Here is a 17,669-nt window from a genome sequence, read left to right as displayed (position 1 = left end):
TCATGGGGCTCGACATCAGTGGGCGTCGAGCTCGCGCAGCGTGCGCCTGATGGCGCCGCGCTGGAAGATCAGACGCCAGCGGCGGCCGCCCTGCTGATGCCATAGCAGGGCGAAGCGCACGCCGGCGAGAAGGGCGGTGCGGATACGTTCCGGCATCATTCGGCTCTGCAGCAGGCTGGGCTCGCCCTGCACCACGATCCGGTAGCGAAAGGTGGAAAGCGTCTCCTGATACAGCTCGCCGAGACTGGCGATGACGTTCTCGTGCGTCTCGCCGAAATGTTCCGCCTGGCCCTGGATGCGGACGAGACGCTGGCCGAGGGTGCTCATCATGGCATCGTCCTTGCGCAGCCGTTGCATCAGCAACACCATCGAGAAGCCGTAGCGCATCACCGCCGGCTGGGCATGCTGGCGGGACATCACCGCGAGCAGGGTATCGATGCCCAGGCGCAGATTGTTGTGATGACCGCCGTAGATCGATTCGAAACTCGGCGGGTTGGTATCCAGCGTCGCGCGGAGCAGCGTGTTCCAGGCGCGTTCGTCGCACTGGCCGGTACGGGCGAGCTGATCGACCACGGAAGCCGCCTGAAAGACACCGGCCAGGGCCAGCGCCTGCCGGCCATTGCTGTCGAGCGGTGCCGATTGAATGGGCGTTGGATTCATGCCGAACGCTGGCTCCCCGTCGTTGCGGTAAGGTTGGCATCGGGCCGCGTAGCGCCGGTCAGTTCGGCGACGGCCGCCGTATCGGCGGTTTCGGTGGCGCGGATGACGGCGCCCCCGAGACACACGTCGCCGTCGTAGAGCACCAGCGATTGGCCGGGCGTGACCGCTCGCTGTGGCTCATCGAAGCGAACCTCGATCTCGCCATCGGCCAGCAGTGTCACTTCACAGGCAACGTCCTGCTGGCGATAGCGGGTCTTGGCGCGCAGACGCGACTTCACCGATGGTTCGCCTGCCACCCAGGCCGCCGGCTCGCAGTACACGACATCGCTGTACAGCAGCGGGTGCTCGCCCTGGACGACAATCAGGACATTGCGCTCGAGATCCTTGGCGGCGACGAACCACGGCTCTTCACTGTGATCCTTGAGGCCGCCGATACCCAGACCGCGGCGCTGCCCCAGGGTGTAATACATCAACCCCATGTGCTCGCCCACCAGATCGCCCTCCGGCGTCTCGATGCGGCCGGGCTGGGCGGGCAGGTACTGCTTGAGGAAGTCGCTGAAGCGACGTTCACCGATGAAGCAGATGCCGGTGGAGTCCTTCTTGCGCGCCGTGGCCAGGCCGTGATGTTCGGCCAACGCCCTGACCTCGGGCTTTTCCAGTTCGCCCACAGGGAATAGGGTGCGTGCGATGGCATCGCCGGGAACGGCATGCAGGAAATAGCTCTGGTCCTTGTTGCCATCGAGACCCTTGAGCAATTGCGCCCGACCGTCGGCGTCGTCGGCACCTCGGCGAACGTAGTGGCCGGTGGCGATCAGATCCGCACCGAGCATCTCGGCATAGTCGAGGAAGACCTTGAACTTGATCTCGCGGTTGCAGAGGATATCCGGGTTCGGCGTGCGGCCTGCCTGATACTCCGCCAGAAAGTGTTCGAAGACATTGTCCCAGTACTCGGCGGCGAAGTTGGCCGTGTGAAGCTTGATGCCGAGCGTATCGCTGACGGCCTGGGCATCGGCCAGATCCGCCATCGCCGTGCAGTACTCGGTGCCGTCGTCCTCGTCCCAGTTCTTCATGAACAGACCTTCGACGTGATAGCCCTGCTGGATCAGCAGCAATGCGGTCACGGAGGAATCGACGCCCCCCGACATGCCGACGATGACCTTCTTGGCATTCTCGCGGGACGGCAAGGCGCCTGCGCTGGGTGAGCGCACGCTATCGCTGGGCAAGCTGTCAGTGGTCATGGCGATTCCCGAGGACAGGTGAAGGCGGGCGATGACATCGGATTCGTCGACGGCTGGGCGCGACGACGAAACGGGCGCCGCCCTGAATAAATGACCCGGGATTATAGCCGAAAGCGGGTCTGGGCATCGAGCCCGACGGGCATTCGATACCAGGCGAGCGGCCGTCACCCGGCCGCAGGGCCGGTCTCAGCGCTCGCGAATGAGATCGAGCGGGTAGCGGCGGCCGTCACGCGCGTCGCGCAGACGCTGCATCACTACCGGGCTGCGCAGGCGGCGGCTGCGGTCGAGATCGTCGATCTCGTCGTACGTCAGCCAGTGAGCGCTGATGATCCCTTTGTCGAGCGGATTGCCAAGGTGCGCCAGCGGCAGGCTGATGAAGGCGTGACTGTGGAAGGTGAGGCCATCCGAGGTCTGATGGACATAGAGCCCCAGGTAATCGGTGATGGCGATCTGCCAGGCGGACTCTTCACGAACTTCGCGTTCGGCCGCAGCGATCAGGCGCTCGCCGCGTTCCAGATGGCCGGCAGGCTGGTTGAACAGACTGAACGGTCCGCCGCGATCCTCTTCCACCATCAGGTACCGACCGGCCCGTTCCACGATCACGGCAACGGTCACGCGGGGTGTCCAGCGATTCATCTTTTCATTCTCCCAGCTCGGTACGCGGCCCTCGACAACGGGCCACGGGACTCAGCCGATCATACCCGGTCTGGGGCAATTCGAAAGCCCGCGGTCGGAAGAAGGGCGGTGGCACGAGGAGGCCAGGACGGGAACGGGATGGCGATCATCGAGTGCGTCGTGGCTTCGATCGCGGGTTTCGGTCCTGTCGCGATGGACGCTTCCGGGGGGCGTTCACGGTCTCGCTGCGCCAGTCTCCGGGCTGCAGCTCGCCCAGTTGCCACGGACCGATGGCGGCGCGAATCAGACGCAGCGTGGGGTGGCCGACATGCGCCGTCATGCGCCTTACCTGCCGATTGCGCCCTTCGCGAAGTTCGATTTCCAGCCAGGTCGTGGGGATGGATTCCCGATAGCGAACCGGCGGGACCCGTGGCGCGGGATCCGGCCGGGTCAGCCGTCGAACCCTGGCAGGCCGGGTCGGGCCGTCTTTCAGCGTGACGCCATGGCGTAATGCTTCGAGCGCATCGTCGTCCGGCGTTCCCTCGACCTGCACCCAGTACTGCTTCGGCAATTTATGACGCGGGTCGCTGATATGGTGGATCAGGGCGCCGTCGTCGGTCAGCAGCAACAGGCCTTCGGAGTCGTAATCGAGGCGTCCGGCTGGATAAATGTCGGGAACCTGAAGATAGTCGGCCAAGGTGGGTCGCCCTTGGTCATCGGTAAACTGACAGAGCACATGGTAGGGCTTGTGCAATAGATAGATTCGACTCATGCCGGGTCGCCAACGCTCCTCTTGAATAGCCGCGAACGGTGATGTCGGGGCCACGATGCCATGGCGTTGGCGGCCTGTCGCGACTATTTTCAGTGAAGGCTTGCATACAGGCCCTATCGGCCGCATCTTCAAGGAACCTCGGGCCTTCGATGGTATCCAATACCTGACCCAGTCCCAATTTGATGCACCCGGGCCGATGCATCCAGGGATTCATCCAGATTGTGCCAACAACCGTATGTCAGAGATCCTAGATAGAGTGTCGTTGTACCTTTCCAGGGAGCCGGCGCGCATGGGTATGACGCGCCCGCCCGACCCTGGTCATGAAGAGCAGGGCGATGTCGCCGAGCAGGTGTCCGAACCGCAACTGGCGCCGCCGCCCATGTACAAGGTCGTGCTGTACAACGATGACTACACACCCATGGAGTTCGTCGTCGAGGTGCTGCAACGGTTCTTTGCCATGGACAGCGAGAAGGCGGTTCAGATCATGCTGGCCGTCCACACCCAGGGAAAGGCGACATGCGGCATCTTTACCCGCGATATCGCGGAGACCAAGTGCCATCAGGTCAATGAATATGCAAGAGAGTGCGAGCATCCTCTCATGTGTGACGTGGATGCCGCAGAGTAGGACGCGGACACACATCGTCGACGCTTTTGTCTTCGAAGACTTGCGAAACCGCTGTTTGTGCCCGATTGTGAAAGTGCCGACCGACGCCCTCAGTGGCTAAAAGGGGACTGCCATGTTGAGTAAAGAACTTGAACTCACCCTGAACACGGCCTTCACCGTGGCGCGCTCGAAGCGACACGAGTTTATGACCGTGGAGCACCTGCTGCTGGCGCTTCTCGATAATGCCTCGGCAGCCGATGTGCTGAATGCCTGTGGGGCGAATCTGGAAAAGCTTCGTGCCGATCTGCAGGATTTCATCAATTCCACGACGCCGCTGATTCCCGAAGAGCAGGAAGATCGGGAAACGCAGCCGACGCTGGGCTTCCAGCGCGTGCTTCAGCGTGCCGTTTTTCACGTCCAGTCTTCCGGCAAGAGCGAGGTGACCGGCGCCAACGTGCTGGTGGCGATCTTCTCCGAGCAGGAGAGTCAGGCCGTCTATTTCCTCAAGCAGCAGAGCGTGGCCCGGGTCGATGCGGTGAACTACATCGCCCACGGCATTTCCAAGGTGGCCGGTCACAGCCAGCCCCAGCAGCCTTCCCAGGAGTCCGAGGAGGGCGAAGAGGCAGCCACCGAAAATGGCCAGAGCCCGCTGAGCAGCTACGCCACCAACCTCAACGATCAGGCCCGTCTGGGCAAGATCGATCCGCTGATCGGGCGGGACCACGAGCTCGAGCGCGTGGTGCAGATCCTGGCGCGCCGGCGCAAGAACAACCCGCTGCTGGTAGGTGAAGCGGGCGTCGGCAAGACCGCCATCGCCGAGGGGCTGGCCAAGCGTATCGTCGAGGAGGACGTGCCGGACGTCATCGCGGATGCGGTGGTCTATTCGCTCGACATGGGCGCCTTGCTGGCTGGCACCAAGTACCGTGGCGACTTCGAGAAGCGCCTGAAAGGGCTGCTGGCCGAGCTGCGCAAGCAGGACAACTCGATCCTGTTCATCGACGAGATCCATACGGTGATCGGTGCTGGCGCCGCTTCCGGCGGTGTCATGGACGCGTCCAACCTGCTCAAGCCGCTGCTCTCTTCCGGTGAGCTGCGTTGCATCGGTTCGACCACGTTCCAGGAGTTCCGCGGTATCTTCGAGAAGGATCGGGCACTGGCACGTCGTTTCCAGAAGGTGGACGTGCCGGAACCGACCGTCGAGGACACCATCCGCATCCTCAAGGGGCTGCGTGGCCGCTTCGAAGAGCATCACCAGTTGAAGTACACCGACGGCGCGTTGGAAAGTGCCGCCCGGCTGGCGGATCGGTATATCAACGACCGTCATCTCCCCGACAAGGCGATCGATGTCATCGACGAAGCCGGCGCGCACCAGCGTCTGCTGCCGCCGGAGGCGCGAATTGCCACGATCGATGTCGATCAGGTCGAGGTCGTGGTGGCTTCCATCGCGCGGATTCCGCCGAAGAGCGTGTCCAGCTCGGATCGCAAGCTGCTCTCCAATCTGGAGCGCGACCTGAAGATGCTGGTATTCGGTCAGGATGAGGCGATCACCAGCCTGTCCGCCGCGATCAAGCTGTCTCGTGCCGGACTCAAGTCACCGGACAAGCCGGTGGGCAGCTTCCTGTTCGCTGGTCCGACGGGTGTCGGCAAGACCGAAGTGGCGCGGCAACTGTCTCACCTGATGGGCATCGAGTTGGTTCGCTTCGACATGTCGGAATATATGGAGCGTCACACGGTATCGCGCCTGATCGGCGCGCCGCCGGGATACGTGGGCTACGATCAGGGCGGCCTGTTGACCGAGGCGATCACCAAGCAGCCGCACTGCGTGCTGTTGCTCGACGAGATCGAGAAGGCGCACCCCGAGGTCTTCAATCTGCTGCTGCAGGTCATGGACCACGGTCGCCTGACCGACAACAATGGCCGCGAGGCGGACTTCCGCCACGTGATCATCATCATGACGTCCAACGCCGGTGCCGAGCAGATCTCGCGTCGTTCGATCGGGTTCCAGACGCAGGACCATTCCACCGATGGCATGGAAGTGATTCGCCGGACGTTCACGCCGGAGTTCCGTAACCGTCTCGACGGGATCATCCAGTTCCATGGCCTCGAGCCTTCCATCGTCCGCAACGTGGTCGACAAGTTCCTGGTCGAACTGCAGGCACAGCTGGACGAGAAGCGCGTGCAGCTCGATGTCGACGAAGACGCCCGCGTCTGGCTTGCCCAGAAGGGTTACGATCCGGAGATGGGGGCACGACCGATGGCCCGCGTCATTCAGGAAAAGCTCAAGAAACCATTGGCAGAGATGATCCTGTTCGGCGACCTGGCGGACAACGGCGGTATCGTGCACGTTCGGGTCGAAAACGACGAGCTGCAGCTGGAGACCGAGGCCGAGGTCGCCTGACGGCGCAACGTCTCGGTCCTGCGGAAACGATAACGCCTCGCCATGGCAACATGGCGAGGCGTTTTTCGATTCGTGTCATCTCATCTCACCCGTCTGACGCAAGACTACGATGTCAGATGTTTTTTCAGGATGACGGGCAAGGCCGCCAAAGCAGGGCGGGAAGCGCGAGATGGGCTCGCGAATTAGCGAGAACGGTAGACGATGCGGCCTTTGGAGAGATCGTAGGGAGTCAGCTCTACTTTGACCTTGTCACCGGTCAGAATGCGGATGTAGTTCTTGCGCATCTTGCCGGAAATGTGTGCGGTCACGACGTGGCCATTTTCCAGTTCAACGCGGAACATGGTGTTGGGAAGGGTGTCGACGACCACGCCTTCCATTTCGATATGATCTTCTCGTGCCATATAGGCGATCCCTCTTGAACGTTTTGAGCATGGGGCTTGGTGTGAGAGCCTGGCATGGCGCCGCGCGGTCGGCAATCGACGTGATATACCGCAAATAGCAGTGTCGCCATCCACGTCGTCATCGAGTCAGCCACGCTTGGGCCTCTGAAGTGCGCGATATTATGGGCTATCTCGCCAGGGAAGGCAAAAATACCGCTTGAAATCGGGCTAAAAGCCATCCGGGAGCGGAGCTGTCGTTGCGTCGCCATGCATGGTCGCCCGCGCCAAGTTCCCAGCGCCTCTAGGAAAACGCCGTTGCCGGGATCATGCGTTGCCAGCGTCCGCCACTGAGATACTCGAGCGGCTGGTAATCCTGCTTGTAACGCATTTTCTGACAGGCCCGGATCCAGTAACCCAGGTAGACATGAGGGAGGCGGCGTTTACGTGCCAGCTCGATCTGGCTGAGGACGGCAAAGCTGCCCAGCGAGCGCCGCTCGAAGAGCGGGTCGGGATCGAAGAAGGTGTAGATCGCCGACAGGCCATGGCTGAGCAGATCCGTGGCAGCGACTGCCATCAGATGATCGCCCAGTCGAAATTCCAGTAGCTTGGCGAACGGATGGGTCTGGGCCAGAAACATCCGGTACTGTTCCCGGCTCGGCGGGAACATGTCGCCATCCGCATGCCGGGCGCGAATGTAGCGGGCGTAGAGGGCATAGTGCTGCTCATCGAACTCGGCTGGCCGTAACCTGAATGTCAGATCCTGGTTGCGATTGATCAGCTTGCGCTGCGTACGCGACGGCGCGAAGTCGTCGACCGGGATCCTGACCGAAGTGCACGCGCTGCAGCTCTCGCAGTGGGGGCGGTAGAGATTGCTGCCGCTGCGCCGAAAGCCCAGTAGCGTGAGCGCATCGTAAACCTCCGGAACGACGGTCTCCTGAGGATCGAGAAATAGTGTCGTTGCCTCCCGGCCCTCCAGGTAGCTGCAGGGGTGGGGCACCGTCAGGAAGAAACGAAGATCGCGTGCCTGACGCTGCGGGCTGTTCGCATTGTCGCTGCTCACGTTGGCTCCGTCGGCCAGAGGCTGGCCGGGTTGGGTGCGTTGACGTTCTTCTCAAGGTAGTCGAGGAATGTCTCGCGAGCGATGTCTCTGGCACCCATGCTGGCCAGATGGGGCGTATGCATCTGACAGTCGATCAACGCGAAATCGTGGCGCTGAAGGTGCCGCGCCAAATGTACCAACGCTATCTTCGAAGCATCGGCAACGTGGCTGAACATCGATTCGCCGAAAAAGACGCGCCCGATCGACAGCCCGTACAACCCACCGACCAGCGTCTGCGCTTGCCAGACCTCGACGCTGTGCGCATGCCCCAGGCGGTGAAGGTCCACGTAGGCCTTTCGCATGGCGTCGTCGATCCAGGTGCCTTCGGCATCGGCGCGGGTTTCGGCGCAAGCGGCAATGACACGCGGGAACGCCCGGTCGAAGCTCACTTCGAAGCCACCGTTGCGCAGGCGCTTGTCCAGACTTCGGCGGACGCGTATCTCCTCCGGGAACAGCACCATGCGGGGGTTTGGCGACCACCACAGGATGGGCTGGCCCTCGGCATACCACGGAAAGATGCCCTGTCGATAGGCACTCAGCAGCCAGTCGGGGCTTAGCGCACCCCCCGCGGCTAGCAGACCGTCGGGTTGTTCGAGTGCCCGGGAGGCTGGCGGGAAAGCGACGATATGTGGCGGTAACCAGGGCAGCATGCGTTCGGCCGGACAAGAGAGCGGCCAACAGCATAGCAAACCTTGAATGGCGTGATGCCTTTTGCATCTTTTGCCGCGGGCGTCATCAAGATTGTCGTCGTCGCCGCCGATAAGAGCCTTGATTCCTCAATCTCGGAAACCACCATGGCTGCATTTCGACAGCGTCTTCGCAGTGCCGGCATCGGTACCAAGCTGGCCCTTATCGTTGCCTTTCTTCAAGCCGCCGTGCTCCTGGGGCTGGCCTTCGCCATGGCCCAGGCGAGCACGACGCAACTGCGTGAAGCCACGACGCATGAGCTGAAAACCCAGCAGGATTCCATCGGTGACATGCTGTCGTTGTTCGATTATAGCCTGCAGCAACAGGCGGACCGGTTCCTGAGTATTTTTTCGGAGCAGTATTCGGGGCGTTTCGTATTGAGCCCGGACCAGCCCGTCGAAGTCTCGGGGCGCCAGACACCGGCGCTCAAGGATGGGCTTGAAGTGCTCAACGACAATACCTGGAAGCTCGATCGGTTCACCAAGCAGACGGGTACGCCAGCAACGATCTTTGCGCGCGACGGGGATGACTTCGTGCGCATTTCCACGTCCCTCAAGAACGAGAATGGCGAAAGGGCGATGGGAACATTGCTCAGTCGGGACTCGAAGAGCTATGCCAGGCTGATGGCGAATCAGCCGTATATTGGTCTCGCCAGGCTTTTTGGCACCGACTACATCACCAAGTATCAGCCCATCCAGGACAGAGATGGTCAGGTCGTCGGTGCGCTGTTCGTGGGTGTCGATGTCAGTGCCGAGATGGCTCAGGTTCAGGATCGTATTCGTGAAATGGGCATCGGTGATGCCGGCTACACCATGCTGGCCTCGGCAGCCGGTGATCAGAAGGGGGAGGTCATTGCCGGCGGGCCCTACGAGGGGCGGAACTTGTTGGACGGCGAAATGGGGGAGCTCTTCGCACCGCTGTTCGAGGCGTCATTCGGCGACATCGAATATACCGCCAGCAGTGGCGAAGGGCGGCTGGTGCGCTACTCGCGCTATCCCGAGTGGCAATGGGTCGTGGCCGGTTCGGTCTCGGTCGATGAAATGCAGGCGGGGGTGATCGCGGCGCGGGATCGCTTCCTGCTGATTGCACTTGTGCTGGCCGCGGCGCTGAGTGTGACGCTCTACTGGATCGTCAAGCGGCTGGTGACGCAGCCCATGAGCCGCGTTGTCAACCTGGCTCAAGCCTTGGCGGAGGGAGACCTGTCGCAGCGCATCGACACGAGCCGGCGTGATGAAATCGGCCAACTGGTTGCCGCCATGAACGGTATCGGCAACGGGCTCGAGCGTATCGTGGCGCAAGTGCGTACGGCAGTTGCGCAGACCGAAAGCCATACCCGGGAGCTGGCGTCCGGCAACGCTGAACTGGCGTCGCGCACCGAATCCCAGGCGGCGAGCCTTGAGCAGACCGCTGCCAGCACCGAAGAGATCAACGCGACGGTTCGTCAGAATGCGCAGCGGGCGCAGGAAGGCGATGAGCAGGCGCAGCGAACCGTGGCGGCAGCGGGTGAAGCGCAGAGCACCGTCGAGGCAACGTCGGAGGCGATGCAGCGTATCGTCGGCATGGCGACGCAGATCTCCGAGGTGGTGGGCGTGATCGATGGCATCGCCTTTCAGACCAACCTGCTGGCGTTGAACGCCTCCGTCGAAGCCGCTCGGGCCGGCGAGCACGGTCGCGGTTTCGCCGTGGTGGCTCAGGAAGTCCGGAACCTGGCGGAGCGCTGCACGACCTCGGCGCAGGAGATCAAGGCATTGATCGGCAAGACCGTCGATGAAGTCGACAGCGGCAATTTGCGCGCGGCTGAGGCGGGGCAGCGGGTCACCGAGATCGTGTCCCAGGTCGAGCGCATCAGCACGCTGATCTCGGAGATCCGGCTGGCATCCGAAGAGCAATCCCACGGTATCGAACAGATCAATGTGGCGATATCGCAGATCGATGAGACCACCCAGAGCAACGCCGCGCTGGTGCGTCAGTCCAGCGTGTCGACCCGGCAGTTGAACGAGCAGAGTCGCCGGCTGGCGGAAACTGTCTCGCTGTTCCGGTTGCGTAACGCACCGCCGGCCGAGACAGGCGAGGCCGAGATTGTCTCGCGCCTGGACGAGACGGAGCGGCGAACGACGGCCAGCGAGCCTCTGCCGGCTTGATCTGGCGCCACGCAGATCATGGGCTCCATGACCTGCCGGCGCCCCCTGTGATGTCGACGCGGCCCCCGGTATGATGGCGGGTTGAAGAGGCCGGGCCCGTCAGCGGCTCGGCCGTGATCGTCAATGCCGCGAGCGGAATGGAATGCCGCCAGCGGCGTGGCAGTTGATTGCGCTACGCCACGCCAGATCGGGCGCGAGGGGGTTGATCATTTGAGTGCCAAGAGTTCGGCCAAGAAGAGCCGTCGTCCATCAACGCAAGCGCAAGCCAAGGAGCAGGCCCGCCACGTGATCATGCGCCTACAGGGCGTGACTCGCGAAGGTGCCGTGATTCTGTTGCTCGCCATCTGCGTATTTCTGCTGTTGGCCCTGTTCAGCTACACGCCGACGGACCCCGGCTGGTCCCATAGCGGGCCGGATCAATCGGTTTCCAACTGGATGGGCAGGATCGGTGCCTGGCTATCCGATGTGCTCTATTCGCTGTTCGGCGCCAGTGCGCTGTGGTGGCCAGGCATGTTCGGTCTGGGCGCCTGGCGACTGATGCGTCAGACCCAGGTGCAGATCGCCTGGGACCCCATGGCGCTCGCCGTTCACACCGGCGGGCTGGTGCTGCTGTTGATGAGCACGACCACGCTGGGCGACCTGCATTTCTATAACGCTGCCAGTGATCTTCCCAACCAGGCGGGCGGCATTCTCGGCCGTGGCATCGCCGGTTCTCTCGGCTCGCTGGTCGGTGTGCGAGGCACCACGCTGATCGCCATCGCGGCATTCATGTGCGGCTTTACGCTGTTCTCCGGCATGTCCTGGTTGACGGTGATGGATGAGCTCGGTAGCTCGCTCAACCGGCTGTTCCATTGGACGAAAGCTCGCGCTGGCGAACGTCGTGAGGCGCGGGAAACCCGTCGTCTCGACAAGGCCGAGGCACGCAGCACGGCAGCCGCCGAAGCGGCAATGGCAGAAGATGCCCGTGCAATGGACGAAGAAGATGCGCCACGCAGGACTACGTGGTGGGCCAGGTGGCTGCCGTGGAACCGGCTGCCCTGGAACAGGGCGCCGGATCTGGAGCAGTGGGAAGACGACGACACGCCCGCCGATCGGCCATTCCGGCAGGAACCTGCTTGGGAAAGCGCCGTTGGTGCGGCTACCGACAGGGTCGAGCGTCGCGACACCTCGATGTGGCGTCATGACGGTCGTACGGATATTCCATGGGATGTTCCGGCACGAACGCCGTCTGCCAAACGGCCTGAAGCTTCCTACACCGCTCGCCAGCAGCGTGATGAAGCCCGCGAACCCACGCTGGGTCGGCTACCGGGCGAGGAGCCCGAAGTACCGCAGCGAACGGCGCCGGCAACCCGCCTTGGAGGCGAAGCCTCGGCCCGGCCGCCATCTTCCGCCGAGTCAGGGCCGAGCAGAATATCGGCAACCGACGACTCGACGAGTGCCGTCGCTGCCTCGTCGGCGATCTCGGCCGTCGAGGCTCAGGGCAAGCCGGATACCGGGGCAGAGCCCCGGGAAGAATCCCGGCCGGAAAGTACGCCGTTCCGCGCCGATGTCACCCGGCGACGCATACCCGATGCGTTTCAAGCGCCAGCAGGCGAGTCCTCGTCCGTGTCTCCGGCTCCCTGGGATGACACTGACGAGCGCCAGCATGGTGAAGCGTTCCGGTACAGTGAAGCGTTCCGGCACGATGAGGAGCCCCGGATTGACGAAGAGAGCCGTCAGCGAGAGGCGCTCGCGCCGGATGAGCAGCGTGCCGTTACAGAAGCACGGGAATCCGCGCCGAGCGAGTCGGGGCTCTCCGCGAACGACGAAGACGCGCCGACCCAGCAGTGGGGGATTCGCGCGGAACGCCAGGAGCCAATGGCGGATTGGCGTCCGGTAACGGCCTCCCATGCCGACGAACCGGCAGCCAAGACCGAAGGATCGGCGATGGCGCCGGAAGAGACGTTCTCGTCCAAGCCGGCAGATGATCAGCCCCGCCATTCGGGCATTAACTGGCAGGAAGTCGAAGCAGACAGTGGCGAGATACCCTCGGAGCCGATGATCTCTTCGTCGCCATCGCCATCGCCATCGCCATCGCCATCGTCGGCGCATGAGCCGAGCCGCTCAGTTACCGAGCGAACGCCGCAGCGTCAGGAACCGTGCTTCGATATCGCCGACGATGATCGGACATCCGTGAGCGGCGGCGACAGGAGCGGGAACAGAGGCGAGAGAGGCGAAAGCGTGGCTGCCGGCCTTTCGACGGCGCCGCAGCCTTCGTCAGTGCCGGCATCGACACCCCCCAGCGAGGGGCGGCTGGCGACGGCAGCTCAAGCCAGGGCCGCCGCCGATGACCAGCCGACACTGTGGACCGTCGAGCATCTGCAGAGCCAGCGCCCGGTCATGGATGATATGCCGGAGCCGAGCGGCGATCTGCCGTCGATTCGCCTGACCACGCCCGCCGATCCGGAGCAGCCAAACTATACGCCGGAACAGCTGGCCGACATGGCCGACCTGCTCGAAATGCGGCTGCGCGAATACGGGGTCAAGGCGGAAGTCGTCGAGACCTGGCCGGGGCCGGTCATCACCCGCTTCGAGATCCGGCCGGCGGCCGGCGTGAAGGTTTCCAAGATCAGTAATCTGGCGAAGGATCTGGCACGCTCGCTGATGGTGAAGAGCGTGCGCGTGGTCGAGATCATTCCCGGCAAGCCGACGGTGGGGATCGAGATTCCCAACCCCAACCGGGCCATGATTCGCATTCGCCAGGTGCTGGATTCCGACGTCTACCAGAATGCCGAGTCGCCGGTCACGCTGGCGCTGGGCCAGGACATCGGCGGCAAGCCGGTGGTCGCCAACCTCAACAAGATGCCTCACCTGCTGGTCGCCGGCACCACCGGCTCCGGTAAATCGGTGGGGATCAACACCATGCTCGTGTCGATGTTGCTCAAGGCAACGCCGGACGAGGTGCGCATGATCATGGTCGATCCCAAGATGCTCGAGCTTTCCGTCTATGACGGTATTCCGCATCTGCTGGCGCCCGTCGTCACCGACATGAAGGAGGCAGCCAACGCCTTGCGCTGGTGCGTTGCCGAAATGGAGCGACGCTACAAGCTGATGGCGGCCATGGGCGTGCGCAACATCGCCGGCTTCAACGCCAAGCTCGACGAAGCCGAAAGTCATGGCGCCCAGGTGCAGGATCCGTTATGGGAGCCGCAGCCCTGGGAAATGCACGAGCAGCCGCCGGTGCTCGACAAGCTGCCGTACATCGTGGTGGTGATCGACGAATTCGCCGACATGTTCATGATTGTCGGCAAGAAGGTCGAAGAGCTGATCGCGCGCCTGGCCCAGAAGGCGCGTGCGGCCGGTATCCACCTGATTCTGGCCACCCAGCGGCCCTCGGTCGACGTGGTAACGGGGCTGATCAAGGCCAATATCCCGACGCGCATGGCGTTCCAGGTATCGTCCAAGATCGACTCGCGCACCATCCTCGATCAGGGCGGGGCCGAGAACCTGCTAGGCCACGGTGACATGCTCTACCTGCCGGCCGGTGCTGGCATGCCGCAGCGTGTCCACGGCGCCTTCGTCGATGACGACGAGGTGCATCGCATCGTCGAGGACTGGAAGCGTCGCGGCGAGCCCGAGTACATCGAGGAGATCCTGTCCGGCGGGGTATCCGCCGACGCCCTGGCCGGGCTCGAAGCCGACGGCGGCGACGGCGACGACGCCGAGCAGGATGCGCTCTACGACGAAGCCGTGCAGTTCGTCACCGAGACACGCCGCGCCTCCATTTCCGCCGTCCAGCGTCGCTTCAAGATCGGCTACAACCGCGCCGCCCGACTGGTGGAAGCGATGGAGCAGGCCGGTGTCGTCTCCTCGATGGGGACGAATGGCTCACGGGAGGTTCTCGCGCCACCACCGGTCGGCCATTGATCGAGAGCTGACGGCCATGGGGTGAGGTAAAACCCTGTGGCCGTTTTGCTGTCTCAGCAATGACCACGATCATTTCACGTCATTACCACAATGATTCCACGCTATTGATCCAAGATCGTCGATGAAAGCCCGACGATTCACGATAAGGAATGCCCATGCGCAAGATGAAGAGGTTGGCTATCGCCGGATCGCTGTTGCTGGCACCGGTGTTGATGACGCAGACCGCCGTGGCGGACGAGGCCTCTGCCGATCGCCTGACTCATCTGCTGGAGCCGCTGAAGACCTACTCTGCGGATTTCGAACAGCAGATTCTGGATGCCTCGGGTTCGAGCCTGCAGGACACCAGCGGGCACATGTGGTTGTCGCGTCCCGGACATTTCCGCTGGGAAGTGAACGAACCGTATCGCCAGCTGGTGGTCTCCGACGGCAACGAAGTCTCGCTCTACGACCCGGATCTCGAGCAGGTCACCATTCAGCCGCTGGATGATCGCGTTACGCATACGCCCGCGCTGCTGCTCTCCGGAAGCGCTTCGGAGCTCTCCGACAATTATGACGTGTCGCGTCAGCAACAGGGCGCCAGCGAGACCTTTACCCTGGTTCCTCAGGCCAACGATACCCTGTTCGAGCAGCTCAAGCTGACCTTCTACAGCGAGAAGCTCGATGCGTTGCAGATGACCGACAGCACCGGCCAGCGCACGGCCATCGACTTCGATAACGCGCAGATCAATATCGATATCGACCCCGGCCAGTTCCAGTTCCAGGCGCCCGAAGGTGCCGACGTGATCCGCGAGCAGGCCCCCGCGACGCCGTAACCCTCTCGCTTTTCGGTCGACTCGCCCCCGTCGTGTTCGTCACGGCGGGGGCGAATGCGTTTCAGGAAGCAGGCTGCCGGGGCGGGTTCGCCGGTCAGGACTCGTTGTCCGCCTCCCGATCCAGTTCGGCACGCCATGTCTGCATCTGCTGGAAGCGTTTCTCCTGTCCGTAGTCGCTGGGGTCGTAGAAACGTGCGCGGGGCAGGTTCGGCGGCCAGCAGTCATGTTCGGTGCCGGCGGGGTAACCATTGGGTTCGTTGTGGGCATATCGATAGCCGTCGCCGTAGCCCAGTGACGACATCAATTTAGTGGGCGCGTTGCGCAGGTAGACCGGCACTTCCAGGTCGGGATGCGCGGCGACGAACGCCTTGGCCTGGCTCCAGGCCTGGTCGATCCGATTGCTCTTGGGGGCGATCGCCAGGTGGATCGCGGCATGGGCGATGGCGCGCTGCCCTTCGTAGTCGCCCAGGCGCAGATAGGCATCCCACGCCGCCATGACCAGCGGCAGCGCGCGCGGGTCGGCGTTGCCCACGTCTTCCGAAGCAATCGCGGCCAGGCGCCGGACGATGTCCAGCGGATCGCCGCCGCCACTGATGAACTGGGCGATATACAGCAGGGCCGAGTCGGGGCGTGAAGAGCGCACCGACTTGTGAACGGCCGAGAGCAGGTCGTAGTAGTGCTCCCCCTGCTTGTCGAAGGCGGCGCCCTGATGGCCGATCACTTCGATCACGGCATCCCGATCGAGATGTTCGCCATGCTCGTCGGTCTTGGCGAAATCGCAAGCGGTTTCCAGCAGGCCCAGGGCGCGGCGGGCATCTCCGGACGCTGCGCGGGCGAGAATCGACAGCGTCTCGTCGCTGGCGCGGATATTGCGCACCCCCAGCCCCAGCGGTTCGTTGCCGAGCGCGCGCTTGAGCACCGTGATCAGTTCGCTTTCGTCGAGTGTCTTCAATACGTAGACCCGGGCTCGCGACAGCAGCGCCGAATTGACCTCGAACGACGGATTCTCGGTAGTGGCGCCGATCAGCGTGAGCAGGCCGGATTCGACATGGGGCAGCAGGGCGTCCTGCTGGCTCTTGTTGAGACGGTGGATCTCGTCGAGAAAGAGCAGGGTCTGCCGCTCGCGCATCTGGCCGTCCCGAGCCCGCTCGACCGCCGCGCGGATGTCCTTGACGCCTGCCATGACGGCAGACAGCTGCTCCAGCCGGGCGCCGGAGGCTTCCGCCAGGATTTCGGCCAGCGTCGTCTTGCCGACACCCGGCGGCCCCCACAGGATCATCGAGCGCACACTGGCGGTTTCCGCCATGCGCCGCAGCGGCTTGCCGGGGCCGACCAGGGCCTGCTGCCCGATGTAGTCCTCCAGCCGGCGCGGCCGCATGCGGTAGGCGAGAGGGGCGTTGTCGGTGCGGGAGTCACCTCGAGAGGCGTCGTCGGCAAAAAGGTCCATGGCATCTTCCAGGCTGGCTGACGGCAGCGAAACGGTACATTTCGCTACAGCGATTCAGACGTTAGGCGTAGAGCGTTTATCGTAAAAACCGCTAGGGTATGAAATTCTAGCGTGTGACTGGAGGCAGACCCAATCGATCGTCGACAGGAAGGCTATCCGAGACTCGTCTACCTAGGCCGGCGTTGCCCGTCGCGCCGCGACAGGGCGAGGATCACGAGTTCCAGCGCCAACTCTTGAGACAGGCGCTACACTAGGCTGACAAACGCGGCGTTACCCGACATCGCGCTTCACGGACAGGAGACTCACCATGCCCATGCTGACTCAATTGCGTCAGGACCATGCCAACATGGCGCGCCTGCTGCATGTGTTGCAACTCAAGCACAAGACGCTGGCCGACGGTGAACGGCCCGATTTTCGGCTGATCCGAGAAGTCGTGGATTATATCCTCGACTACATGAGCGGGTTCACGATTCCGCTGGAGCGAATCTGCAGCGATCGACTGGTGGCCCGGGAATCCGGGATCAACGCGCTGACCGAGCGCTTGGCTGGCGATTATCAGCACCTTCACCAGCAATTGATGCGGCTCTCCCGGGACATCGACATGATCCTCATGGACGGGGTGATGCCGATGGACAAGTTCGCCGACGATCTCAAGTCTTATCTCGAAGCGCATCGGGCCTACCTGCGAGCCGAACGTGAAGAGCTGTTCCCGCTGATCCGGGAGCATTTCGACGAAGACGATCTGGCACGGCTGGCCGCCGAGCTGCCTGCTCAGGCCGGCGCCGAACTGGCGCGGTTGCAGGAGGCCTACCCGGAGCTGTACACCGAGTTTCGCGAGGCACCCTCGCCGGTGTAGCCTCGGGGCTGTCCAACTCCCGCCGGTTTTCCATCCTGCCCGCTCTGCCTTTGC

The 17,669-nt window shown here is 63.1% G+C and carries 14 protein-coding genes; 6 read left to right on the top strand and 8 right to left on the bottom strand.

From position 1 onward, the window contains the following. Positions 1-15 precede the first annotated feature (15 nt). The 4 genes from hflD to ACWHY3_RS12540 form a co-directional block, all read right to left on the bottom strand. A complete protein-coding gene (gene hflD, locus ACWHY3_RS12555; RefSeq protein ID WP_276232833.1) occupies positions 16-660 on the bottom strand; it encodes a high frequency lysogenization protein HflD in 645 nt (214 codons plus the stop codon). Next, complete coding sequence (gene mnmA, locus ACWHY3_RS12550; RefSeq protein WP_448126661.1) at positions 657-1,898, bottom strand: tRNA 2-thiouridine(34) synthase MnmA; 1,242 nt, start codon at positions 1,896-1,898, stop codon at positions 657-659. Before mnmA ends, hflD begins: the two co-directional genes overlap by 4 nt. A 186-nt stretch (positions 1,899-2,084) precedes the next feature. Then, positions 2,085-2,534 carry an NUDIX hydrolase gene (locus tag ACWHY3_RS12545; protein WP_332779527.1) on the bottom strand — a complete coding sequence of 150 codons (450 nt, stop codon included), beginning with the start codon at positions 2,532-2,534 and terminating at the stop codon, positions 2,085-2,087. 145 nt (positions 2,535-2,679) lie between these two features. Further along, positions 2,680-3,285 carry a pseudouridine synthase gene (locus ACWHY3_RS12540; RefSeq protein ID WP_303855299.1) on the bottom strand — a complete coding sequence of 202 codons (606 nt, stop codon included), beginning with the start codon at positions 3,283-3,285 and terminating at the stop codon, positions 2,680-2,682. Positions 3,286-3,574: 289 nt separating this feature from the next. Between ACWHY3_RS12540 and clpS the strand changes: the two genes are divergently transcribed. Both clpS and clpA read left to right on the top strand, forming a co-directional pair. After that, on the top strand, positions 3,575-3,910 hold the full coding sequence (clpS, locus tag ACWHY3_RS12535) for an ATP-dependent Clp protease adapter ClpS (protein WP_179208902.1): 336 nt from the start codon (positions 3,575-3,577) through the stop codon (positions 3,908-3,910). A 112-nt stretch (positions 3,911-4,022) separates the two neighbouring features. Next, the gene (gene clpA / locus ACWHY3_RS12530; protein WP_087719561.1) at positions 4,023-6,287 is read left to right on the top strand and encodes an ATP-dependent Clp protease ATP-binding subunit ClpA; all 2,265 of its coding nucleotides are present in this window, start codon (positions 4,023-4,025) and stop codon (positions 6,285-6,287) included. A gap of 182 nt (positions 6,288-6,469) precedes the next feature. On the opposite strand, the gene infA is transcribed toward clpA, so the two are convergent. The 3 genes from infA to aat all read right to left on the bottom strand — a co-directional run bounded on the left by infA (position 6,470) and on the right by aat (position 8,416). Beyond that, complete coding sequence (infA, locus tag ACWHY3_RS12525) at positions 6,470-6,688, bottom strand: translation initiation factor IF-1 (RefSeq protein ID WP_013332816.1); 219 nt, start codon at positions 6,686-6,688, stop codon at positions 6,470-6,472. Between the two features lie 280 nt (positions 6,689-6,968). Continuing rightward, positions 6,969-7,727 carry an arginyltransferase gene (locus tag ACWHY3_RS12520; RefSeq protein ID WP_087719562.1) on the bottom strand — a complete coding sequence of 253 codons (759 nt, stop codon included), beginning with the start codon at positions 7,725-7,727 and terminating at the stop codon, positions 6,969-6,971. Further along, complete coding sequence (gene aat, locus ACWHY3_RS12515) at positions 7,724-8,416, bottom strand: leucyl/phenylalanyl-tRNA--protein transferase (RefSeq protein ID WP_448126660.1); 693 nt, start codon at positions 8,414-8,416, stop codon at positions 7,724-7,726. The genes ACWHY3_RS12520 and aat overlap by 4 nt, the downstream gene beginning before the upstream one ends. Before the next feature lie 144 nt (positions 8,417-8,560). Here aat and ACWHY3_RS12510 point away from each other — a divergent pair, with 144 nt between their 5' ends. The 3 genes from ACWHY3_RS12510 (at position 8,561) to lolA (ending at position 15,312) form a co-directional block, all read left to right on the top strand. Next, on the top strand, positions 8,561-10,594 hold the full coding sequence (locus ACWHY3_RS12510; RefSeq protein ID WP_448126659.1) for a methyl-accepting chemotaxis protein: 2,034 nt from the start codon (positions 8,561-8,563) through the stop codon (positions 10,592-10,594). 291 nt (positions 10,595-10,885) lie between these two features. Beyond that, a complete protein-coding gene (locus ACWHY3_RS12505; RefSeq protein WP_448128162.1) occupies positions 10,886-14,500 on the top strand; it encodes a DNA translocase FtsK 4TM domain-containing protein in 3,615 nt (1,204 codons plus the stop codon). 155 nt (positions 14,501-14,655) lie between these two features. Further along, entirely contained in the window at positions 14,656-15,312 is a 657-nt protein-coding gene (gene lolA, locus ACWHY3_RS12500; RefSeq protein ID WP_448126658.1) for an outer membrane lipoprotein chaperone LolA, read from the top strand. Between the two features lie 94 nt (positions 15,313-15,406). Here lolA and ACWHY3_RS12495 read toward each other — a convergent pair whose 3' ends face one another. Beyond that, positions 15,407-16,759: a replication-associated recombination protein A gene (locus tag ACWHY3_RS12495; RefSeq protein ID WP_087719566.1), complete on the bottom strand. Its 1,353-nt coding sequence runs from the start codon at positions 16,757-16,759 to the stop codon at positions 15,407-15,409. A 313-nt stretch (positions 16,760-17,072) separates the two neighbouring features. On the opposite strand from ACWHY3_RS12495, the gene ACWHY3_RS12490 reads away from it, so the two are divergent. Further along, positions 17,073-17,615 (top strand): hemerythrin domain-containing protein, encoded by a 543-nt coding sequence (locus tag ACWHY3_RS12490; RefSeq protein WP_087719591.1) that lies wholly within the window; start codon positions 17,073-17,075, stop codon positions 17,613-17,615. The last annotated feature ends 54 nt before the right edge of the window (positions 17,616-17,669 follow it).

The organism is Salinicola sp. NYA28a, from assembly GCF_976982775.1.
The sequence above is the reverse complement of the archived record's forward strand: the minus strand, read 5'-3'. Positions and strand labels throughout refer to the sequence as shown.